The following is a 22024-nucleotide window of genomic DNA, read 5'->3' on the forward strand; positions in this document are numbered from 1 at the left end:
CAGCGGGATCGCGCCCCCTGCCGGGGACACGATGACGCTGCAGCTGGCCACCGCCGACCTTGGCCCGGTCAGCGTCGCCGACCCTGGCATCCTTGACGAGGCTGGGGGCAGAGCATCCGCGTGTCGGGTCCGGTCATGGACCGCACTTCCGCATCAACGCGTTGCCAGTCCGGACCGGAGGCGAGGTAGCCGACGACGCGCAGGGGGCGTCTCATGACGGCCATCGGTCGGCTGGTCCTCCTACTGGGACACCTGCTGGAGGAGGACGAGCGCGCGCAAATCGGCCACTTCCTGGCCGAAAGCGTGCACGGCATCGACGAAGCGGACGCAGCGCCCGAGGAACAGGCCGGTGACGAGCCGGACTGGAGCTACCTGTGGCATGCGCTGCTGAGCGCGTCCGATCACGCGCACCGGACTCTGGCCCTGCTCGAGTCCGAACGGATCTACTTCGATGTCTCGGCCATCACCGAGTCGGCACGGGAATTGCGCTCGCAGATCAACGCAGCTTACGAGCTGATTGCCGAGGCCCACAGCCTGGACGGGCTCGTCCTGGAAGCCGGAACCACCATGGAGGAAATCCGGACAAAATCCACGTTGCACCGGGCCGCCCTGGTCGACGCGGATCTCGCATCGATGCGCCGCGCCCCTTCGTCCGAGACCCCAGTGTGGACGGTCGACATCGATGAGCACGGCGGTTTCGTCGCCACCACCAGCGCCCAGGCCGCCGACGTGGCGCCGTGGAAGTTCTGGGGGAGCGCGGCGACTGCCGCATCGGCGGCGCACACCCTGGCCTGGTTCTTCCATGATCGGCCGCCGAAGATCGTCTTCGATCCACCGTCTTCCCCCATGCCGGTCGCCTCGAATGTCGCGGATGCTGACCGTTCCCCCGAGGGCCCCTCGGTGGCGGAGCTGCTGGCCCGTCGCGGTGCGGCGTATGCCGAGCACGTAGCCGCGGTTCAGGAAGCCCGTGACGCTCTTCGCCGCCGCACCGGAGATGCCGAGGGGTTCCTCGCCGAACGCGCCGCGGAGCTCAATGCCGCCGATCCGCAGCGGCTGCGTCACCAGAACGTGCTCACCGCCCTCCCGTCAGGCGACAATCGTGATCATCTTGGCTTCGCCAACACTGTGATGTGGGTACCGACCCGGCTGGTTGTCGGCACCCGTCACCCCGTGTGGGGCGACTTCGGAGGGCACCGAGATGAGACACCGCTGGACATCGCAGTCGGGCTCTTGGGCGCCGACGACGTGGACGCGTTCACCCTCAAGCTCTTCACCCCGAAGATCGTCCTGATGATGGCCCCCGGCTGGGCCGGCCCGCTCTACCGCGTCGGCTATAACGGCAACCACCGCGTCCACATGGCCCGGATGCTCGAACTGCCCTGGCTGGCCGCAGCAGTCGAGGTCAAAGCCGTCCCGCCGTCGTGGAGGATCATCGACCTCCTGGCCATTGACCCCGATGACGGCACGAGGATCGATTCGTGCAATAGCCGAATGAGGGAGCGGACAGAGCTTGTCACCGGGTTGTTGCGCCGCGGGGTGATCGACGGCGAGCTCGCGGGGGAGCGGGGTGAGACCCTGCGGTGTCGTCGGCTGCCGGCGGCGTGGCTGCTGCACCAAGCCGAGTACGCCACGGCCGTCAACGCCGTCTACGAAGACCGTTACCCCGGTGCGCTAGCCCAGCTCGGCATCCCGCTCGACGCCGGCACGAATCCCGCCGCATGGCGACGCTGGCTTGCCGAGGCCTGAGACGTTCCGCGCCCTCACCGCACCGGCTGACGATGCGGCCTCAGTGAGCTTCGCCTCCTGGCTGGGGTGCGTTGTTCTACACGCGGTCGGTGATGATCAGGGCTCCACTCGTGATGGCACGCCAACGATCTTTGATCAGTTCGGGATCTGCAGGTGGACCACCGAGGCTGTGAACGAGCATGGCGCGGCAAACCTCACTCAGAACATCAACCTTCATCCCGTAGGTGTGTGCCGGATCGCCGTCAATCGAGGTCACCCGGATCGGCATGCCCAGCCGAGGTTCGCTTCCGTGCCGAGTCCCGGCGTGCCCGGTGGCGGACCGCAACCCATACATCAGGATGTCCTCCGCCAGTTTCTCGTCTTCCTTGGTCATCGCCTGACCATTGGCGAAGAATTCGGCGAGCAGACCGAGCGCAGCCTTGCGCCTCAGCTTCGCTGCCTCGTTGCCGCCGGCGGGAGCGCCAGTGAGTTGCTCCAGCATGGCGACGAATTGGACTCCGGCTGCCGAGGGGCGGCCCTCGGCCACATCGCGCAGTGCCGCGTCGCATGCCTCCAGAGCTCGTGACTTGCTTGCGCGTTGCTCGAGCAAGGACCAGGCATCTGGCAGCCAGGGCGGGACGACCAGAGGCTGGGCTGCTGGCACAGGTGGCGCCGGCTGGGGACGCCAGCAGTGCACCATCTCCAGTTGCCAGTCGTCGACGTAGCGGTTGAGGGCATCGGGTTCGTCGACGTGTGGCCAAGTCCAGTGAATCCACGACTGATTCCAGGCCAGCGACAGCAGCAGGCAGAGCCTGGCCAGGTCGTATGCCGCGAGGTCCTGAGCGCCTGGTGTGTAGTGCGCCGACACGGTCCCTCGAACCTCGATCGGCCAGAACGAGACCGGGTACGGCCGGGATCGGTCGGCTGGATGCGGATACACCTGGGTGATCCACTGTGACACCGGCGAGAGCACCATCGGGCCGATTTCAACAGGCGCTTCCAGCCGCGTCGGCACGAAGACGCCGCGTTCCAAGGCCGCCCCCTGATCAGGCGCAGGCCCGATCACTGCCACCCACGACCGCTGTCGTGGCGGATCGGAGGTGAAGCTGCGCACCGCCTCGGCCACCACAGTCGACCACCACGCGCGTTCCGCGGAGACATCTTTTACCGTGCCGACAACGTCATAGTGAAGCTCCCGACCCTTGCTCAAGAACAACCGCAAGGTGCTGGCCGCAGAGGTTGAGGTGAACGTCAGGTTCGGACGGCCGGCATGTGCCGCCTGGCCACAAGAGGCGAGTTCCGGGACTTGCTGGCGTAGGTGGTGGAAGAACCAGTTCATCTCATCCGAGGTCAGCTTGCGCAGACCACATGACATCCCAGATCCGTGGGTCGTCTGCTTGCTGCCTTCTTCGGGCACTGGGTGTTCTCCTGATGATCGTGACGAAGAGACAGGAAACCACTTCCGATATCTCGGCGCCCGCCGGGGCAGCGGCAACTGGCGGCTCCCGGCAGGCTCCGGGCGCGCTGCCGCCCCGGCGGTCACATCTGACCGGCGCCACCCTCGCAGAGACCGTGGGCGTTCATCAGCGACCGACCTACGCGTCTATTTGTGGCGGCCGAACGCCAGAGGGGCGGGATCGGTTGTGTGACTGCAGTCACTGGTGTCGGCAAAGCCGCCAACCGGACCTGAAAGAGTCCTGCGAGCCGGAAGGTGCTGGAGCGAGGCTGACCAGTAGGACGCCGGCTGAAGACCCCGCCGAGACCGCGGTCAGTCCCTGGACTTCTCTGTTCCGGCAGCTGTCCCTTGGTGTGACGTCGCAGCGGCCGGAGGGATGCCTGGAATAGGCCACACCCACGCTGGATCCTCTCGCGGACCTGGAACGGACCTGAAGGCGACTAGTCATCATGCAGAAATCACATCGCGTGCGCGGATTCGGTGTTGCGATCGCACTGCGGTTGGCTAGTCTGGGGGCAAGGTGGTGTCCGGATGACACCGGCCGATCCAGGCGGATGCCAGACCGCGGTGACCCTTTCTTGGGTTCGCGGGACGAGGGACGGACTCGGACGGGGCTCGCCGCGCGCAGCGCGGGTTGGAACGAGACAGCTCTTCGACACTGGGAGAGGTCTCCGATGCCTGCCCACCGACCCGCACGCCTGACCCGCGATGAGTCCCCGCACGCGTCATCCGCTACCGAGTCACCGGTTCCCGAGGATCTCCTCACCGTCGACGAGGTCTGCGCCACACTGCGCGTTACCCGCTCCACCTTCAACGATTGGCGTGCCAAGAGGTGCGCGCCGCCCTGTGTGCAGTTGCCCAACCGGCAGTTGCGGTTCCGGCGGTCCGCATTCGATCGCTGGCTTGCCTCGCGCGAGGAGGCTTCTGCGTGACGGACACGACCTTCGATGTCCGTATATGGGACGTGCGGGTCAAGACCGGCCGTCCGCGCAAGGACGGCAAGCCGGGCAAGAAGTCCTACACGGTCCGGTGGGTGGTCGCGGGCAAGGTGTTCCCTGAGTCCTTCGCGAACTCGACGTTGGCGGAGAGCTTCCGCTCCAAGCTGATCGTGGCCCAGCGAAACGGCGAAGCATTCCGTATCTCCGACGGCCTGCCCGTGTCGATGGCACGCACGCGCAACGACCAGACCTGGTTCAGCTTCGCGCAGGCGTATGTGGACATGAAGTGGCGCCGAGCGGCCGCGAAATCCCGCTCTGGCAACGCTGACGCGCTGGCGACGGCGACGCTGGCGCTGCTGACGGGCCACCGTGGGAAGCCGGACGACGCGGTGCTGCGCCGAGCGATGACGGGCTGGGCGTTCAACACCGTCCGGCGCGAGACCGCCAAGCCTCCTGCTATTGATGCGGCGTTGGCGTGGCTGGAGTCGAACACGGTCGCCGTATCGCGGCTGGGGGACCTGACGACGCTGCGGGGTGTGCTGGACCAGCTGGCGCTGAAGATGGACGGGACGGCCGCCGCGGCGAAGACGGTGTTCCGCAAACGCGCGGTCGTGTTCAACGCGCTGGAATACGCGGTGGAGCGGGACCTGTTGCCGGCGAACCGGTTGCCGGAGGTGAAGTGGACGGCACCGAAGCGGGTCCGGGCGATCGACACCCGCGTCGTGGTCAACACCACCCAGGGCCCGCGGTTGCTGGCCGCGGTGGCGGAGCAGAAGGTGATGCGGGTTCCGCGGGGCTCGGATGTACCGGTGATCGTGGAACGGCGTTCGTCCGGGCCGCGGCTGGTCGCGTGCTTCGCCACGATGTACTACTCGGCCCTGCGGCCAGAAGAAGCAGTGATGCTGCGCGACATCGACCTGAAGCTCCCGCGAAAGGGCTGGGGCGAGTTGCTGGTGTCGGAGACAGCCCCGATCGCCGGCGCTGCCTGGACCGACACCGGGCAGCGGCGTGACCGCCGCCAGCTCAAGCAACGGGCGAAGGGGGAGGTGCGGCCGGTGCCGTGCCCGCCGCCGCTGACCGCTCTCCTGCAGCGCCACCTCGAGCAGTACGGCGTGGTCGACGATGGCCGGCTGTTCCGGAGCATGGACGGCGGCGACGTCGCCGAGTCGACCCTGGCGCGGGTATGGGACAAGGCCCGCAAGGCCGCGCTAACGCCGGAGGAGTACCGGTCGCCGCTCGCTCGTCGGCCCTACGATCTGCGGCACGCGTGCGTGTCGACGTGGCTGGCGGGTGGCGTGATCTCGGCTCAGGTGGCGTTGTGGGCGGGGCACTCGGTTGCGGTGCTGCACGAGGTGTACGCCAAGGTCCTGGCCGGGCTGGAAGAAGAATCGCTGGGCAAGATCGCCCGGATCCTTGGCCTGCCCCTCGACGACGAGGACGAGGATGAAGCGGACAACGGATAGCGCCGACCGATCGGGGCATCGATCCTGGCTGGGGCGGCGTGCGCTCCGTGGTGTCGTTGCCCGCGGCGTCCGGCGACGGGTCTGGGCAGTGGCTGCGGCCTCGACAAGCTGGGCCAGCAGGCTGGACTGCTCGGGAGCCATTCCGGACCGAGCCGCTCGACTTGCGCCAGGATCGCCGCAGCTACGTTGTAGCGCGGAAAAACCCCGCCAGAACTCGGGACGGTAGCCGAACCCGGCCCGTCCCAGATCGGGGAGCGCGGCGTATTGGTGAACCAGCTCGTCGTAGCGTTCCATCAGATACCGACAAGCTGCCTCTCGGGGCACTAACTGGGTAGACAAGTTGGATATCCTGGAAACTATTACTTCTCGGCCGACGCTAGAAACGCAAGAGAGTTATTAGCTGGAGATTTTTGCCACAGCTGAAACAATTGCTGCGAGCAATGCAATAAGCGCTAGCCCTAGGGGGCTCGAAAGTGCGAGTAGTGCCCGAGAAAATTTTTGTTCACGGCTTTCTGGAGGGCGACTTGCATCGATTGGCGGTTCAGCAATAATCAGTGTCAGGTAAGGTCTCGGCAGCATTGCGTGTCGCATGGCCTCCACTACAGCTGCTCGCGCCTGGTCTAAGCGAAATGCATCTCCGAGGTCAGCCGAGGTCCAGGCCAGCCAGCGACTTAGATAAAATACCGAGGAGTCATCTTCTTCCGCAGAGACGCCACGCATGCGACACAGTACTCTAGCAACATAGTTCGCATCGACAAGTAGTCGGCGATGCGCCCGGTTAAGCTGCCAGTAGAACCGCGAAATTTCTCGAGTGCCCGTCAAGTCTATCTCGGACATATGCTTAAGTCGAGTCAATGCTGTCAGCGTGTCGGCGAGTCGAAGGACAAGGCTCTGTGGAAGATTGAAGGAGATGACTCGCAGAACAGAAGTCAGAAATGCCAGCGTGGGTATGACAAGCATAACCATGTAGCCGAGCACGTAGGTTCCCCAAGCGGTATTCGACGGTGCCGCCCTCACAACAGCCACATCCCAGACGAAAAGGAGGACTGTAACTAGTCCAGACGCGAACGAACGTCTGTTCACCGCCTTCTGATGTTGCGTGATGGTACGCACCTCTTCGGGATTGAAGTTTTCCTGAAGGATCCGAAGACGTCTCCTCGCGGACACCCGGCCGTTTAGAACCCAGCGACTGCCGTCGCGTTGCAGCATCTTTGATAAGATCGTTGACCACATTGCCGACGGATCTTACTCGACTCTCCGTGAAACTTTCCGCGAGCTGCACCTCGACGCGCCGACCAAGGCGGGCAGCATGCGGGCACCGATCGCAAGATGACTACCGCAACTTCGACTGAGACGAAAGGTCGGCTACCGCTGAGCGCGGCTTGTAGCGCCACCTCGGGGTTCGTCGCATCGGCGACGGAGTTCGCCACCGCTGCGGCCGGAGGGTCTGCTCGCCGGGCTCGCAACAGTCCATTGCCCCACAACCCCAGGCCCAGCACACGGCCCCGGCCACGCTGTCGATCTTGCCTGTCGACTCCAGCCCGACCCACGCGGTGCCACCACCGGCCACGGCCGTCACGGCACCTGCAGCGACCCAGGGACCCCAATGACGGCAAGACAGGCCGACATTATCGTCCATCACCTGCTGGCCGTAATGCATCCGCGCCACGAAAGGCAAGATCCACACCGCATCCACGCCGACGCACTCTATGCCGCATTGCAGGTGTGGGGGAGCGCGGACGATGGCCAAGGAACAGTGAGATAACCTGCTCTGCTTCTGCGCTGCTGGCGGTGTTCCCGCGACCGGCAACGCACTGGTCCACGACGAGGCTAGACGACATCTCACCCGCCGCGCAGTGGGTTCCGTGATGCCAATCGCGATGATGGCGGCGCGGAGCAGCTGTGACGATGCCGGCCTGCGCGCCCCGGAGGTGGCGCCGAGGCCGAGCGCGCCAGGCCGCCAACGCCGGCGACATCGGTGGGCCAGAGTCACCTCCGCGCTGCCAGGACACCGCCGCCCGCTACCGTCTCCGGCACTCACGCGCGGCAGGCCGCCAGCCCCTTCCGAGGCCTCGGATCCGCCAAAAAGTAGACCGCGAATAGACCGCGACTGGCCGCACGCCACCGGTTTCAGCCGTACACAACCGGACATCCCGGACTGGATCGCTGCTCCAATCAGGCCCGCTCAGAGACCTGTTTTCGCAGGTCAGAGGTGGTGCCCCCGGAGAGATTCGAACTCTCACTACACGGGTTTTGAATCCGTTGCCTCTGCCAGTTGGGCTACGGGGGCGTGACGTCTTGACTCTACGGGATCACCCGACCCCGCCCACCTCCGGGTCCGGCCTCTCCGAGGCGGAGCGCGAGCACAGTGTCATGCCCGCCACTACGTGGTGAACGCCATCTCTTCTTCTGGATCGTTCCCGGTAGGCTTCAGGTTCGCGGAACGCCGCGAGACGTCAACCCCCGCCGAGTCTTCAGGAGGACCCCGGTGACCGATCAGGCTACCGAGGCCAACGGTGCCGCCACCGTGCCGCAGCGTCGGGTGCTCGTCGCGGAAGACGAGGCTCTCATCCGGCTCGATCTCGTCGAAATGCTGCGTGAAGAGGGCTATGAGGTCGTCGGGGAGGCCGGGGATGGCGAGCAGGCCATCTCGCTGGCCACCGATCTGAAGCCCGATCTCGTGATCCTCGACGTCAAGATGCCCAAGCTGGACGGCATCGAAGCCGCCGCCAAGATCACCGGGGACCGGATCGCTCCCGTTGTCATCCTCACCGCCTTCAGCCAGCGGGACCTCGTCGAACGGGCGCGGGATGCCGGGACCATGGCCTACCTCGTCAAGCCCTTCGCCAAGCGGGACCTCGTGCCTGCCATCGAGCTCGCCGTCAGCCGGTTCTCCGAGCTGCAGGCCCTCGAGGCCGAGGTCGCCGGGCTCACCGACCGGCTCGAGACGCGGAAGGTCATCGACCGCGCCAAGGGCCTGCTCATGAGCCGGCAAGGCCTCACCGAGCCCGATGCCTTCCGGTGGATCCAGCGCACCGCCATGGACCGGCGGACCACCATGAAGGCCGTGGCCGAGGCCGTCGTCGAGAGCATCGGAAGCTAGCCGGACCGACGGCCGGCAGGCAGAATCACCCAGGTGAAACTCCGCCTGCTGGCCGTCGTCGTCCTCATCAGCGCAGCAGGCTGCCAGGCCGAACAGCCCAGCGCGCCCGCACCGACGACTTATGAGCTGCCGCCTCGTCAGGTCCGCCCCGACGAGACCGCCCTCAAGCTGCCGCCCGCCAAGAACGGTGACACCGAGTTCACCCTCATCGGCCTGGCCGCCGGGCTGCCCAGCATCACCGGGAGCCACACCGAGTTCCCCGCCAAGGGCCAGTTCGTGCGGTTGCGGCTCGTCGTCACCAACACCGGCACCTCCAGCGTCCTGTTCGACACCGGGCGCCAGCTGCTCGTCGACGACCAAGGCGCGACCCACCCGCCGGAAGAACAGGCCATGGTGATCAAGCGCCAGCCGCGGCAGTTCGACCTCGGGCACGGCGTGCGCGTCGAGTTCGACCTCTACTGGGACATCCCCAAGGACCGGAAGCCGGTCACGCTCCGGGCCTTCGGTGGCCCCACCATCACCGACATGAAGAACGTCACCGGCACCGACATCAAGCTGTGAAAAAAGGGGCCCGGCACCGAAGTGCCGGGCCCCCGGAAAAGAACCTCAGACGCCCAGGTCGCCACCGAGGTAGGCGGCCCGGACCTGCGGGTCGTCCAGCAGGTCGGCCCCGCGGGCGCTCTTGACCACTCGACCGGTCTCGAGCACGTACGCGCGATCCGACAGCTTCAGCGCCTGCTGGGCGTTCTGCTCCACCAGCAGCACCGTCGTGCCGCGCTTGTTGATCTCGCGGATGATGTCGAAGATCTGCGCGATCAGCATCGGCGCCAAGCCCATCGACGGCTCGTCGAGCAGCAGCACCTTCGGCTTCGTCATCAGCGCCCGGCCGATGGCGATCATCTGCTGCTCGCCGCCCGACATCGTGCCGCCGAACTGCGTCCGGCGCTCGTTGAGCCGGGGGAACAGCTCGTAGACCTCGTCGAGGTCGGCGGTGAGGTCGTCCTTGCGGGTGTAGGCACCCATCAGGAGGTTCTCCTGCACCGTCATGCCGGGGAACACGCCCCGGCCCTCCGGCGACTGGCCGATCCCGAGCAGCACGCGCTTGTGCCCCGGGGTCTTCGAGATGTCCTGGCCGTTGAACAGGATCTTGCCGCTGGTGAGCGGGCGCAGCCCCGAGATCGTCTTGAGCGTCGTGGTCTTGCCGGCGCCGTTGGCGCCGATCAGGGACACGATCTCGCCCTCGTCGACCTGGATGCTCATGCCCTTGAGGGCGGCGATCTTGCCGTAGTGGACGTTGATGTCCTGGACGTCAAGAAGCATCTTCGGACACCCCCAGGTACGCCTCGATGACCTTCTGGTTGGTCTGCACTTCCTGAGGGAGCCCTTCCGCGATCTTCTGCCCGAAGTCGAGCACGGCCAGCCGGTCGCTGATGTGCATGACCAGGCCCATGTCGTGTTCGATGAGCAGCACGGTCCGGCCGTCGTCCCGGATCTTGCGGATCAGCGCCTGCAGGGCGTTCTTCTCCGCCGGGTTCATGCCCGCCGCGGGCTCGTCGAGCAGCAGCAGCTTCGGGTCGGTGGCCAGCGCCCGCGCGATCTCCAGCCGGCGCTGGTCGCCGTAGGAGAGGTTCTTCGCGGTCTCGTGCTCCACCTTGCCGATGCCGACGAAGTCGAGCAGCTCACGGGCCCGCTCGCGGCCGCGCTTCTCCTCCTGGCGGTGCCACGGCAGGCCGAGCACCGCGCCGATCGCGCCGGTCTTGTGGTGCGCGTCCGCGCCGACCATGACGTTCTCGATCGCCGACATGTTGTGGAACAGCCGGATGTTCTGGAACGTCCTGGCGATGCCGCGCTTGGTGACCTGGAAGCGCTTCAGCCCGTCGATGCGGTCGCCGCCGAAGCGCACCTCGCCTTCGGTCGGCTGGTAGACGCCGGTGACCACGTTGAACACCGTGGTCTTGCCGGCGCCGTTCGGGCCGATCAGGGCGAAGATCTCGCCTTCGTTGATCGAGACGTTCACTTCGCGCAGGGCGGTGACACCACCGAAGCGCATCGTGATGTTGTCGAACTCGAGCAAGGGAGTCACTTGGCCACCTCCGCCGCGGCTTCGGTGCCGGGTCCGGCCACTTCGCCACCGAGCGAGCCCATGCCGCCGGTGCCTTCCCGTAGCTCGGCTTTTCGTTGTCGTGACGGCAGGATGCCTTCGGGCCGCAGCGCCATCATCAGCACCAGGACCGCGCCGAACAGCAGGATCCGGAACTCCGCCGGGTCCTTGTCGCCGAGCAGGTGCTTCAGCCAATCGACGGACCGGAGGCGCTCGGGGATCCAGGCCACCAGGAAGGCGCCGAAGATGACGCCCGGCAGGTTGCCCGCGCCGCCCAGCACGACCGCGGCGAGGATCGTCGCGGACAGGATGAACGGGAAGTTGTCCGGAGCGATGAACACGGCCTTGCTGGCGTAGATACCGCCCGCGAAGCCACCGATCATGGCGCCGATCGCGAAGGCGAGCAGCTTGAACTTGAACGTCGGCACGCCCATCAGCTCGGCGGCGTCCTCGTCCTCGCGGATCGCGGCCCACGCGCGCCCGACGCGGCTCTTCTGCAGCCGCACCGAGAACACGATCACCAGCACGATCGCGACCAGGATCAGGTAGTAGTACGGCGCCGGGTCGAGCAGGAACTCCATGCCGAAGATGGGCGACGGGTGCGGGATGTTGGTGATACCGCGGGCACCGCCGATGGAGTTGGTGTTGTTCGCGGTGATCCGGACGATCTCCCCGAACCCGAGGGTGACGATCGCCAGGTAGTCACCGCGCAGCCGCAGGGTCGGGGCGCCGAGGATGACACCCGACACCGCGGCGAGCACGATCCCGACGAGGATCGTCGGCCACACGTTCCAGCCGAACTTCGTGCCGAAGATGGCGACCGTGTAGGCGCCGATCGCGAAGAACGCCACGAACCCGAGGTCCAGCATGCCGGCCAGGCCGACCACGATGTTCAGGCCGATCGCCAGCAGGATGTAGGTCCCGATCGGGAAGATCAGGACGCTGGTCCAGTCCGAGGCGGGCGACATGAACGAGCCGATCCAGGGTGCCGGGAGGATCAGCGCGAACACGATCAGGGCGATGTAGACGAGGTAGCGCTGCCACATCGGCGCGTGCTGCCACCAGTCCCGCGCGCCGTTCACCGGCTGGAACGAGCGGCGAGTGTTTTCCTGGGTAGTCACACCGTCGCCTTTCATGCGCGAGCTCGCTGGAGGGATTCACCGAGAATGCCGGTGGGGCGGAACATGAGCACGAGCACGAGGACCACGAACGCCGTGACGTCCTTCCACTCGGAACCGAGGAAGATCGCGCTCCAGTTTTCGACGAGGCCGAGCACGATGCCGCCGAGAAGCGCGCCGCGCAGGTTGCCGATACCGCCGAGCACGGCCGCGGTGAACGCCTTGATACCGAGCACGAAACCGACGCGGTAACCGGTGTTCTCGAGTTCCATCAGGTAGAGCGCGGAGGCCACACCGGCCATCGCGCCACCCAGCAGGAAGGTGATCCGCACGATGCGGTCGATCGAGACGCCCATCAGCACGGCGGCTTCGGGATCCTGGGCGGTCGCCCGGATGCCGCGGCCGATGCGGGTGCGCCGCACCAGCTGGTCCAGCACCACCATGACGATCACCGCGCCGATGATGACCAGGACCTGGTCGGTGCGGACGACGGCGTTGCCGACCGGGAACAGCGTGTCGCGGTCGACGAACCGCGGCGCGTTCTGCGGGACGCGTCCCGACTTGTTGAAGACGTTGGGGATGATCACCAGCGCGAAGAGCTCCTGCAGGAAGATCGACGCGCCGATCGCGGAGATCAGGGCCGCGAGCTTCGACGAGCCGCGCTTGCGCAGCGGCCGGTAGGCGACCTGCTCCAGCACGACCGCGGAACCGCCGGACACGACCGCGGAGGCGAGCATGAGCGCGAGCAGGAGCAGGATCATCGCGCCCAGGCCCACCACGATGTTGCCGGAGGTGGCGATGCTGGCCAGGATGAACAGGGACGTCATCGTCCCGATCATGAAGATTTCGGAGTGGGCGAAGTTGATCAGCCGCAGGACGCCGTAGACCATTGTGTAGCCGAGGGCGACGAGGGCGTAGATGGAGCCGAGAACCAGTCCGCCGATGGTGCTGCCGAGGAACTGGTCTTGCAGGGTCTGCAACATGACGTGGGCGCCTTACGAGACAGGGCGAGGACAGGGGATACGGGCCGGGAGCGGGGGTGCTGTGTTCGCACAGCGCCCCCGCTCCCGTCTCTGGTGTTCTCCCGCTTTCGTCAGCCGGTGATCTTGGCTTCGGTCGACGCGCCGAGGTTCTTGATCGCGCCCTTCACCACCTGGTAGACGTAGATCGCGTTCGTCTCCGGCTCACCGTTGGGCTTGAACTTGATCTGCTTCGAGACGCCCTTGAAGTCCTCGGTCTTGAGGAACTCGTTGATCTTCTCGCCGGTGGTGTTGCCCGCCTTGACCGCGTTGATGATGGCGGTCGCGGCGTCGTAGCCCTCGGTCGCGTAGATCGCCGGGTCGACGTTGAACTTCTGCTTGTACTTGGTGGCGAAGTCGCTCGGGGTGCTCGCGTCCGGGATGTTGCACGGGCAGCCGATGACCGCGCCTTCGGCGGCCGCGGCACCCGCGCCCGAGACCAGCTGCGGGTCGAGCGAACCGTCACCGGTGGCGAAGATGGCCTTCACGCCGCCGTCGCGGAGCTGCTTGAGCAGCGGGCCGCCCTGCGCGTAGTAGCCACCGAAGGTGATGATGTCCGGGTTCGCCGCCTTGACCTTCTGCACGGTCGAGGAGTAGTCCGGCGCGTCCTTCGGGAACTTGTCGCGCTGCACGGCGACGCCCGCGCCCTTGAGGGTCTTCTCGAAGGCGTCCGCCAGGCCGACGCTGTATTCCTGGTCGTCCGAGAGGACGAACGCGGTCTTCGGCGACTTGGCCTTGATCAGGAAGTTGGCGATGCCGGGGCCCTGGTCGTCGTCGTTCGCCACGACGCGGTGCCAGTAGGCCCAGTTGTTCTTCGCCAGACCGGGGTTCGTCGCCGAGGGCGAGACACTCGGGATCTTGTTCTGCTCGAGCTGGCCGCCGATGGCCTTCGACTCGCCGGAGAAGGCCGGGCCGATCAGCGCGGTGATCTTGTCCGAGCCGATCGCCGTGGTGATCAGCGAGGTCGCCTGGTCGGGCTTGCCCTGGCTGTCGTAGGGTTTCAGCTCGAGCTTGGTCTTCGGATTCGTGGCGTTGTACTCGTCGATCGCGAGCTGGGCACCGTTGCGGGGCGGGATCACGATCCCGGAGTTCTCCCCGGTCAGGTCGCCCATGAACCCGATCTTCAGCGTGCTGCCGTCACCGCTGCTCGACGAGCCGCCACCGGCGCAGCCCGCCAGCGCGAGCGACGTCGCCGCTGCGAGGGCGAGAACCCGTCCAAAACGCACTCCTGACACCGACTACCTCCCATGACCAACCATCGCCGGTAGGCGTTGCCCCCGACACAGGGGCTAGGTTAGGGCAGGAAGATATCCCTCTCGCCCGTCTTGTGCACAGGCGGCCTCACTACTCTGTGTCCACATCGTGACGATCGCAACCGACACGAATTGCACGAAAAGGCGAACGATGTTTCCCCGTGGCCCGCTGCTGGTCACGCAGCGATGCTAAGTATCGGCGTACGTGCTGCGAATGGGTGACAGCAATGTTTCACCGGTATGTCATCGCCTATTTCGGCGACCGGACGGTGGCCGGTTTCCCGGTGACCGGCTGTTCACTCTGACGGGGTCGCGGGGGAGCGGGCACCGCCGTAGGGATGCACCTTACGTCCGGTTCGGCTCGCCGAGCGGACCGCCCCCTTGTTCAGGTCTGCCCGAAAGGCCATCCGGCCGGACCCGGCTGTCACAACCAACGGTTGTCGTGGCCGCCGGAACGGCTGTTGGACCCGCACCCCGCCCCGGCGGTTCGCTGGAAGCAGCCGAAAGACAGGGAGAGACGAGATGGGCGAGATGGTCGAGGGTGTTGCCGCGGGGGTGCCGTTCGTGGCGGTACCGCCGGCGGACCCGGACGCGCCGGCGGCGCTGGTGGCGGGCTGGCACCTGATGGACGTGCCGGCCAGTGAGCGGGCGATGGCCGAGGCCGTGCCGATGGCGGGTCTCCAGGCGTGGCGCGTGTACTTCGGGCTGCCGCTTTCCGGGGCGCGGCTGCCCGAAGGCGGTTACGACGAGGTCTTCCGGCGCGCGAGCGAAGACGCCGTCCTGAACGTCTTCGGGCCGGTGACCGAGCAGGCGGCGGGCGAGTTCCCGGCCGCGCTGGCCGAACTGCGTGACCGCCTGCCGGGCGCGACCGGGCCGCTCGGGGTGTTCGGCGGCTCGGCGGGGGCGATCGTGGCGCTGGAAGTGCTGGCGCGCGGGGACGCCGGGATCGCGGCCGGTGCGGTGGCCAGCCCGGTCGTCCAGCTCGCGCCGATGATCGCCGCCAACGAGCGGCGCTTCGGAGTGACCTACACCTGGACCGAGCGGTCCCGCGCGGTCGCGGCGCGCCACGACTACGTGGACCGGGCCGCCGAGCTGACCGCGCCGCTGCTGCTGGTCGCCGGGGCGGACGACGACGTCGCCGTGCGGGAGCCGGCGCAGGCGCTGCGCGACAAGGTGGGCGCCGAGCTGGTCACGGTCGACGGGATGGCGCACGAGTTCCCGCCGGGGACGCCGGCCGCGGCCCGCGTCGACGCGGCGTTCACCGAGTGGTTCGCGCGGCGGTTGCGAGGCTGACGTCGTCGGCCGGCAGCCAGGCGTGCTCCGGGTCGTAGGCGCACCAGTCCTCCTCGCGGCTGGTGCGCCCGGCGACGGCCAGCAGCCGCCGCAGCGCCGGGTGCGCCTTCCCGCGCCGCCAGACCAGCGACCACGGGAACAACGGCGACGGCTCGAACGGCAGGACCTTCAGGTTGAGGTCGGGCGCCAGCTCCATGTCGGCGCCGGCGAGCGTGACGCGCCGCTTGCCGTACCGCGTCTGCTCGAGCGTGTGCCGCAGGTCGTAGCTGACGCCGGAGTCGTCGATCGGCACACCGGACGCCTCGCACAGCTCCTTCAGGTAGGACAGCCATTCGGCGGGGCCGCTGAGCCCGGGCAGCCAGATCCCGTCGGCGCGCAGCTCCTCGAGCCGCAGCACGTCCTGCACGGCCAGCGGGTGCTCCGGCGCGAGCAGGGCGACCAGCGGCTCGAGCCGGACCGGACGGTGCTCCAGCTCGTCCGGCAGCGGCCGCCCGCAGCCGGACACCCGGCCGAAGGCGGCGTCGAGCTCGCCGGAGAGCAGCGGGTCGATGGCGTTGGCGAACCCGCGGCCGGCGACGCGGTCGATGCGCAGCCCCGGCTCGTGCGCGGCGAGCCGCCGGAGCAGGTACATCGGGGAGAGCCGGTGGTCGACGAGGTCGAGGCGCAGCGGCCGGTCCTCGGCACCCATCGCGGCCACCGCGGCGTCGGCCACCCGCACCAGCTCGCGCGCGTGCGGGAGGAACCGCTCGCCGTCGGCGGTCAGCTCGACCGAGCGGGGCGTGCGCAGGAACACCGGCGTGCCGAGCGCGTCTTCGAGCTTCCGGATCCGCTTCGACAACGCCTGCTGGGTGAGGAACAACGACTGGGCGGCCCGCCCGAAGTGCCGCTGCTCCGCGGTCACCACGAACGCCCGGACCTGGGCGACGTCGAGGTCCACGAGGCTCAGGCGCCCGGCGGGCGGTCCCGGACCACGCAGGTGAGCCGGGCGGTGCAGGTGCGGCGGCCCTCGTCGTCGGTCAGCACGATCTCCGCGGTGATGGTGCCGCGGCCGACGTGCAGCGGCGTCGCCACGCCGGTGACGGTGCCCGACCGGACGGCCCGGTGGTGCGTGCAGGACAGCTCCAGCCCCATCGCCGCGCGGTCCGGGCCCGCGTTGAGCGCGGCGACCGTCGACCCCAGCGCCTCGGCGAGCACGGCGTTGGCGCCACCGTGCAGCAGGCCGTACGGCTGGAGGTTGCCCTCGACCGGGATCGTGCCGACCACGCGTTCCGCGGTGGCTTCCAGGAGCTTCATGCCGACCTTGTCGTTCAGCTGCTGGTCCGCGGCGGCCGGGTCGATACCGGCGTAGTTGTCGACCGCGACGTCTGCGGCGCGTTCGGTCACGCAGTGCTCCTCTTCCTATGCGACACGTAAGAGTGTCGGACCCTCAGCCTAGACTCGGCGCCGTGAGCCCGAGTGAGAAGACGACCGTTGCCAACGCCACAGGAAACACCAGCCTCGCCGAGCGGCCGAAGCTGCTGCTGATCGACGGCCATTCGATGGCCTACCGCGCGTTCTTCGCGCTGCCTGCGGAGAACTTCAAGACGAAGACCGGGCAGGTGACGAACGCCGTCTTCGGCTTCACCTCGATGCTCATCAACCTGCTGCGCGACGAAGCACCGTCCCACCTGGCGGTGGCGTTCGACCTCTCGCGCAAGACTTTCCGCTCGGAGACCTACGCCGAGTACAAGGCGAACCGCAGCACGACGCCGGACGAGTTCCGCGGCCAGGTGGACCTCGTCAAGGAGGTCCTCGACGTGCTCGGCATCCCGTCGCTGGTGAAGGAGAACTTCGAGGCCGACGACATCATCGCCACGCTCACCACGCAGGCGACGGCGGACGGCTTCGACGTCCTGATCTGTACCGGCGACCGCGACGCGCTGCAGCTGGTCACCGAGCAGGTCACCGTGCTGTACCCGAAGCGCGGCGTCTCGGAGATGACCCGGTTCACCCCGGACGCCGTCGAGGAGAAGTACGGGCTCACGCCGCGGCAGTACCCGGACTTCGCCGCGCTGCGCGGCGACCCCTCGGACAACCTGCCGAGCATCCCCGGCGTCGGCGAGAAGACCGCGGCCAAGTGGATCAAGCAGTTCGGCTCGCTCGACGACCTGATCGACCGGGTCGACGAGGTCAAGGGCAAGGTCGGCGACGCCCTGCGGGCGCACCTCAGTGCCGTCACCCTGAACCGCCAGCTCACCGAGCTGATCCGCGACGTCGAGCTGGACGTCGCCCCGGCCGGGCTGGAGCTGCGCCCGTGGGACCGCGAGGCGGTGCACGCGCTGTTCGACGAGCTGGAGTTCCGCGTGCTGCGGGACAGGCTGTTCGCGACGCTGCAGAGCGCCGAGCCGGAGGCCGACGAAGGCTTCGAGGTGTCTGGCGACGCGCTCGCGCCCGGTGCGCTGGGCGCGTGGCTCGCCGCGCACGCGGGCGAGGGCCGTCCGGTGGCGCTGGCCTTCCGCACGGTGGGCGCCTCGGTCCGGTCCGACCTGCGCGCGGTCGCCTTCGCGGCGGCTGACGGCGAAGGCGCGTACGTCGACGTCACGGCGATGGACCAGGCCGACGACGCGGCGCTGGCCGCGTGGTTCGCCGACCCGAAGATCCGCAAGACCGGCCACGACCTCAAGGTCCCGCTCCACGCGATCCGCGCCCGCGGCTGGGCGCTGGCCGGGATCGAGATGGACACCGCGCTGGCGGCGTACCTCGTGCGGCCCGGGCAGCGCACCTTCGAGCTGGACGACCTCGCGCTGCGCTACCTGCACCGCGAGCTGCGCTCGGAGACCGACGGCGGCGACGGCCAGCTGTCGCTGCTCGACGGCGGCGCGGAAGGCCTGGAGCAGAAGGAAATCCAGGAAGAACTGGTCAAGGCCCGCGCGATCTTCGAGCTGGCCGGCGCGCTCGAGAAGGAGCTGGAGCAGATCGGCGGCGCGAAGCTGCTCGCCGAGCTGGAGCTGCCGCTGCTGGAAGTCATCACCGAGCTGGAGATCGCCGGCGTCGCCGTCGACCTCGAGCAGCTGACTTCGCTGGAAGCGCACTACCTTTCGCGCGTGACGCAGGCCGCCGAAGCGGCGTACGAGGTGATCGGCAAGCAGATCAACCTCGGCTCGCCGAAGCAGCTGCAGGTCGTGCTGTTCGACGAGCTCGGCATGCCGAAGACCAAACGCACCAAGACCGGCTACACCACCGACGCCGAGGCGCTGCAGGGTCTGTTCGAGAAGACCGAGCACCCGTTCCTGCAGCACATGCTGGAGCACCGCGACGCGACCAAGCTGCGCACCACCGTGGAGGGGCTGATCAAGTCCGTCGCCGACGACGGGCGCATCCACACCACGCTGCTGCAGACGATCGCGGCCACCGGGCGGCTTTCCTCGACCGAGCCGAACCTGCAGAACATCCCGGTCCGCACCGAGGAAGGCCGCCGCATCCGCGATGCCTTCGTCGTCGGCGCGGGCTACACGGAGCTCATGACCGCGGACTACAGCCAGATCGAGATGCGGATCATGGCGCACCTCTCGAAGGACGAGGGGCTCATCGAGGCGTTCAACAGCGGCGAGGACCTGCACACCTTCGTGGCGTCGCGGGCGTTCTCGCTGCCGCCGGAGGAGATCACGCCCGAGCTGCGCTACCGCGTCAAGGCGATGTCGTACGGTCTCGCGTACGGGTTGTCGGCGTATGGGCTGTCGCAGCAGCTGCGGATCTCCACCGAAGAGGCCAAGGCCCAGATGGAGGCGTACTTCGCCCGCTTCGGCGGCATCAGCGACTACCTCCACTCGGTGGTCGGCGAAGCGGCGAAGTGCGGCTACACGGAGACGATCTTCGGCCGCCGCCGCTACCTGCCGGACCTCAACAGCGACAACCGCCAGCGCCGCGAGATGGCCGAGCGGATGGCGCTGAACGCCCCGATCCAGGGCAGCGCGGCCGACATCATCAAGGTCGCGATGCTCAACGTCCACCGGGCGCTGGTCGAGGCGAAGCTGAAGAGCCGGATCCTGCTGCAGGTCCACGACGAACTCGTGCTCGAGGTCGCCGACGGCGAGCGGGACGAGCTGGAGAAGCTCGTGCGCCAGGGCATGGGCTCGGCGTACGACCTCGCGGTGCCGCTGGAGGTTTCGGTCGGCTACGGCCGGTCCTGGAACGACGCCGCGCACTGACCGGCTGCCTACTCAGCGCCACGACCCGGATCACCGGGTCGTGGCGCTGAAGTACTCGGGCGGACGTCGTCGGGGCCGGTCGCCGCGGCGATGCTGGGAGCCATGGCCAGTGACTTCCAGCGGCGCAAGATTTCCCGCGTCTTCGGTGCCATGGACGCCGACCACGACGGCTACCTCACCGAGTCCGATTTCCGGGCCCTCACGGCGAGGTGGCTCGATCTCCGCGGCACGGACGCCGGCACACCGGAAGGGGAGCGGCTCGCCGCGATCATGATGGGCTGGTGGGCCACCCTGGACGAAGCCGCCGGCCGTGGCGGCAAGGTGACGCTCGACCAGGTGCTCGGAGTCGTCGACGAACTCCCGAAGATGCCGGGCGCCGTCACCGGCACGGCCGCCGCCATGTTCGAAGCCGTGGACGAAAACGGCGACGGTGTCATCTCCGCCGCCGAGTACCACCGCATGATCGAGGCCTGGGGCGGTGACACTCCAGGCGGCGGAGTCTTCGCCCATCTCGATCTCGACGGCGACGGCCGCCTCTCCCGCGACGAGTTCACCGGGCACTGGTACGAGTTCTGGGCGGGCGACGACCCCGCCGCTCCCGGCAGCTGGGTGTTCGGGCGCGTCTGATTACTCGTCTGTGCGCAACGCCGTTCGGCGTTCCGACGAACGGAGGACTCCGTTCGGGTGAGCCATTACCGCTGGGTAGGGAGGTCGGCGCCCACTCCCCGGCGATCACGGCGTAGGGTCCGCCGAATGGGGTTCGAGCGTGAGCGACGACGCTGGCGGGTCCGGCTGCACGACGAACTCGGCCGGGTGTGCGGCGCGGGCACGGTACTCGACGAGTACCACGTGCTCACCAGCGCGCACGTCGTCGAGACCGCCGGAGGTCCGCGAGCCGCGCTGAGCGTCGACTTCGTCGGCCTGGCCGAGGCGATGCCGGGCGCCGCGGCCGTGGTCGAGGGCTGCTGGGTGCCCTCCGACGGCGGTGGCCACGGCGATCTCGCCCTGCTGCGCCTGGAACGCCCCGAATCCCGGGTGTTCCGCGCTCCACTGCACCGGATGCCCCTCGGCGAGCACCAGCTCGTCCGCGTCTTCGGCTTCCCGCCGGGTTCGGTCGGCCGCTGGACGCACGCCCGGCTCGGCGGCCCGGAACAGACCGGCGGCGAGTGGGTCCGCCTCTTCCGCACCGCCGAGGCCGAACCGCTCGGCCCCGGCTTCGGCGGCACGGCGGTGCTGGACGAGGCGACCGGCCACGTCGTCGGCATGGTCGTCGGCAAGGACACCGGCACCTGGATGGTGCCCGTCGAGACGATGCTCGGGCACCTGCCGCAGCTCAGCATCTGGACGTCCGGCAGCCCGGCGGTAGACGCCAGCTTCTCGCGCCCGGTGGGCGAAGCCGTCGACGTCTCCTTCGTGCAGCGCGTGGTCGACTGGTTCGCCAAGGCCGAGCCGGGCACGGTCTGGGTCGTCGACACCGGCGAGGCCGGTTCGCCCATCGCCGCTGCCCTGCGGTTCGGGATCGTCCTCGCCGACCGGGAACGGTCCCTCGGCGTGCCCGGCCTGCCGCCGGCGCTCGGCCCGATGCCGCCGGTCGGCAGCGTGGACCTGGCGGTCGACGCGACCGGCCGCACGGCGGACGCCGTCCGGCACCGGATCGCCGACCGGCTCACCACCGGAGTCGCGGGCCGCACGCTTGTCGTGGACGCGATCGACGACTCCGCCGAGCCCGACCGGCTCGTCGGCGAGGTGCTCGCCCCGCTGGCCGGGCGCGCGGCCGAGCTCGGCCTGCGCCTGCTGCTCGGCTTCCGGGAAGAGTCCTCGCCCGGGGTGGCGGCGGTGCGCGCGAGCACGGTCGGGGCTCGCCCGGCCCCGGACGACCTCGCCGGCCGGCTGGAGGTGCTCACACAGGCGGTGGAGGAACTGGCCGAGATCGAGGCGTACCAGCTGCGCGTGGCGACCCGCTTCACCGGCGTCGCGATGCTGCCGGCCCGGGCCCAACGGCTGCGGAGCGCGCTGAAGCAGCTGCGCTCGGCGGAGGTCGACGGCGACGCCGAGTGGGTCGAGCGCCACATCGACGGCCACGAGCACGCGGTGGCCCCGGCGGTCGAGGACGGCCGCCGCCAGCGCGCGGTGCTGGACGGCCTGGTGGCGCGCCGCGAAGAGCTGCGCGCCCGCCTGGCGGCCGACAACCAGCTCGCCCGCGAACAGGGCCTGGTGAGCGACCCGGACCTGGAGCAGGCGTACGTCCCGGCGAAGCGGCTGCTGATCGACGGCCCCTGCGAGCTGACGGCGGCGGCCACGGCGGTCGACAGCTACGCGGCGGCGGTCCGGGCCCGCATCGAGGACCGCGGCTGAGCCGAGTTCCGGC

18 protein-coding genes and 1 tRNA gene are annotated in these 22024 nt (G+C 68.4%); 9 read left to right on the plus strand and 10 right to left on the minus strand.

Annotated features, from left to right (window positions below; genetic code table 11):
- Nucleotides 1–213 precede the first annotated feature (213 nt).
- A complete protein-coding gene (locus tag CF165_RS38605) occupies nt 214–1746 on the plus strand; it encodes a hypothetical protein (RefSeq protein ID WP_093952549.1) in 1533 nt (510 codons plus the stop codon).
- A gap of 76 nt (nt 1747–1822) precedes the next feature.
- On the opposite strand, the gene CF165_RS38610 is transcribed toward CF165_RS38605, so the two are convergent.
- Nucleotides 1823–3142: a hypothetical protein gene (locus CF165_RS38610; protein ID WP_143268763.1), complete on the minus strand. Its 1320-nt coding sequence runs from the start codon at nt 3140–3142 to the stop codon at nt 1823–1825.
- 713 nt (nt 3143–3855) lie between these two features.
- Between CF165_RS38610 and CF165_RS53525 the strand changes: the two genes are divergently transcribed.
- Entirely contained in the window at nt 3856–4113 is a 258-nt protein-coding gene (locus CF165_RS53525; RefSeq protein ID WP_093952551.1) for a helix-turn-helix transcriptional regulator, read from the plus strand.
- Complete coding sequence (locus CF165_RS51855) at nt 4110–5582, plus strand: tyrosine-type recombinase/integrase (RefSeq protein ID WP_093952552.1); 1473 nt, start codon at nt 4110–4112, stop codon at nt 5580–5582. Before CF165_RS53525 ends, CF165_RS51855 begins: the two co-directional genes overlap by 4 nt.
- 396 nt (nt 5583–5978) lie before the next feature.
- Here CF165_RS51855 and CF165_RS50555 read toward each other — a convergent pair whose 3' ends face one another.
- Complete coding sequence (locus tag CF165_RS50555) at nt 5979–6791, minus strand: hypothetical protein (protein ID WP_143268764.1); 813 nt, start codon at nt 6789–6791, stop codon at nt 5979–5981.
- Nucleotides 6792–7795: 1004 nt separating this feature from the next.
- Nucleotides 7796–7872, minus strand: a tRNA-Leu gene (locus CF165_RS38625).
- 198 nt (nt 7873–8070) lie between these two features.
- Between CF165_RS38625 and CF165_RS38630 the strand changes: the two genes are divergently transcribed.
- Nucleotides 8071–8685: an ANTAR domain-containing response regulator gene (locus tag CF165_RS38630; protein ID WP_013227937.1), complete on the plus strand. Its 615-nt coding sequence runs from the start codon at nt 8071–8073 to the stop codon at nt 8683–8685.
- 33 nt (nt 8686–8718) lie between these two features.
- Nucleotides 8719–9246, plus strand: coding sequence for a DUF4352 domain-containing protein (locus CF165_RS38635; RefSeq protein ID WP_093952553.1), 528 nt, complete (start codon nt 8719–8721; stop codon nt 9244–9246).
- Nucleotides 9247–9291: 45 nt separating this feature from the next.
- On the opposite strand, the gene CF165_RS38640 is transcribed toward CF165_RS38635, so the two are convergent.
- From CF165_RS38640 to CF165_RS38660, 5 genes are all read right to left on the minus strand, one after another.
- A complete protein-coding gene (locus CF165_RS38640) occupies nt 9292–10005 on the minus strand; it encodes an ABC transporter ATP-binding protein (RefSeq protein ID WP_093952554.1) in 714 nt (237 codons plus the stop codon).
- The gene (locus CF165_RS38645; protein ID WP_093952555.1) at nt 9995–10768 is read right to left on the minus strand and encodes an ABC transporter ATP-binding protein; all 774 of its coding nucleotides are present in this window, start codon (nt 10766–10768) and stop codon (nt 9995–9997) included. Before CF165_RS38645 ends, CF165_RS38640 begins: the two co-directional genes overlap by 11 nt.
- Nucleotides 10765–11922 (minus strand): branched-chain amino acid ABC transporter permease, encoded by a 1158-nt coding sequence (locus tag CF165_RS38650; RefSeq protein ID WP_093952556.1) that lies wholly within the window; start codon nt 11920–11922, stop codon nt 10765–10767. Before CF165_RS38650 ends, CF165_RS38645 begins: the two co-directional genes overlap by 4 nt.
- Nucleotides 11919–12887 (minus strand): branched-chain amino acid ABC transporter permease, encoded by a 969-nt coding sequence (locus CF165_RS38655; RefSeq protein WP_093952557.1) that lies wholly within the window; start codon nt 12885–12887, stop codon nt 11919–11921. The genes CF165_RS38650 and CF165_RS38655 overlap by 4 nt, the downstream gene beginning before the upstream one ends.
- A 110-nt stretch (nt 12888–12997) precedes the next feature.
- Nucleotides 12998–14149 (minus strand): branched-chain amino acid ABC transporter substrate-binding protein, encoded by a 1152-nt coding sequence (locus CF165_RS38660; RefSeq protein WP_093952558.1) that lies wholly within the window; start codon nt 14147–14149, stop codon nt 12998–13000.
- Between the two features lie 549 nt (nt 14150–14698).
- Here CF165_RS38660 and CF165_RS38665 point away from each other — a divergent pair.
- On the plus strand, nt 14699–15469 hold the full coding sequence (locus CF165_RS38665; protein WP_093952559.1) for an alpha/beta hydrolase family protein: 771 nt from the start codon (nt 14699–14701) through the stop codon (nt 15467–15469).
- Here CF165_RS38665 and CF165_RS38670 read toward each other — a convergent pair.
- Together CF165_RS38670 and CF165_RS38675 are read right to left on the minus strand one after the other, a co-directional pair.
- Nucleotides 15435–16406 carry a LysR family transcriptional regulator gene (locus CF165_RS38670; RefSeq protein WP_093952560.1) on the minus strand — a complete coding sequence of 324 codons (972 nt, stop codon included), beginning with the start codon at nt 16404–16406 and terminating at the stop codon, nt 15435–15437. The two genes, CF165_RS38665 and CF165_RS38670, sit on opposite strands and share 35 nt — an antisense overlap.
- Before the next feature lie 5 nt (nt 16407–16411).
- Nucleotides 16412–16852: a PaaI family thioesterase gene (locus CF165_RS38675; RefSeq protein ID WP_093952561.1), complete on the minus strand. Its 441-nt coding sequence runs from the start codon at nt 16850–16852 to the stop codon at nt 16412–16414.
- 62 nt (nt 16853–16914) lie between these two features.
- Here CF165_RS38675 and polA point away from each other — a divergent pair, with 62 nt between their 5' ends.
- From polA to CF165_RS38690, 3 genes are all read left to right on the plus strand, one after another.
- Nucleotides 16915–19656, plus strand: a complete 2742-nt coding sequence (gene polA, locus CF165_RS38680) for a DNA polymerase I (protein WP_093952562.1) — start codon at nt 16915–16917, stop codon at nt 19654–19656.
- Nucleotides 19657–19758: 102 nt separating this feature from the next.
- Nucleotides 19759–20283: an EF-hand domain-containing protein gene (locus tag CF165_RS38685; RefSeq protein ID WP_240521970.1), complete on the plus strand. Its 525-nt coding sequence runs from the start codon at nt 19759–19761 to the stop codon at nt 20281–20283.
- Between the two features lie 126 nt (nt 20284–20409).
- The gene (locus CF165_RS38690) at nt 20410–22011 is read left to right on the plus strand and encodes a S1 family peptidase (RefSeq protein WP_093952564.1); all 1602 of its coding nucleotides are present in this window, start codon (nt 20410–20412) and stop codon (nt 22009–22011) included.
- Nucleotides 22012–22024: the final 13 nt, after the last annotated feature.

It is taken from the genome of Amycolatopsis vastitatis (assembly GCF_002234595.1).
GTDB classification, from domain to species: domain Bacteria; phylum Actinomycetota; class Actinomycetes; order Mycobacteriales; family Pseudonocardiaceae; genus Amycolatopsis; species Amycolatopsis vastitatis.

Bases quoted from the DNA above. Each gene is read 5' to 3' on its own strand.
- CF165_RS53525 (WP_093952551.1), top strand. From the start codon at position 3,856: ATGCCTGCCCACCGACCCGCACGCCTGACCCGCGATGAGTCCCCGCAC.
- CF165_RS38685 (WP_240521970.1), top strand. From the start codon at position 19,759: ATGGCCAGTGACTTCCAGCGGCGCAAGATTTCCCGCGTCTTCGGTGCC.
- CF165_RS38640 (WP_093952554.1), bottom strand. From the start codon at position 10,005: ATGCTTCTTGACGTCCAGGACATCAACGTCCACTACGGCAAGATCGCC.
- CF165_RS50555 (WP_143268764.1), bottom strand. From the start codon at position 6,791: ATGCTGCAACGCGACGGCAGTCGCTGGGTTCTAAACGGCCGGGTGTCC.
- CF165_RS38650 (WP_093952556.1), bottom strand. From the start codon at position 11,922: ATGAAAGGCGACGGTGTGACTACCCAGGAAAACACTCGCCGCTCGTTC.
- CF165_RS38605 (WP_093952549.1), top strand. From the start codon at position 214: ATGACGGCCATCGGTCGGCTGGTCCTCCTACTGGGACACCTGCTGGAG.
- CF165_RS38655 (WP_093952557.1), bottom strand. From the start codon at position 12,887: ATGTTGCAGACCCTGCAAGACCAGTTCCTCGGCAGCACCATCGGCGGA.
- CF165_RS38665 (WP_093952559.1), top strand. From the start codon at position 14,699: ATGGGCGAGATGGTCGAGGGTGTTGCCGCGGGGGTGCCGTTCGTGGCG.
- CF165_RS38690 (WP_093952564.1), top strand. From the start codon at position 20,410: ATGGGGTTCGAGCGTGAGCGACGACGCTGGCGGGTCCGGCTGCACGAC.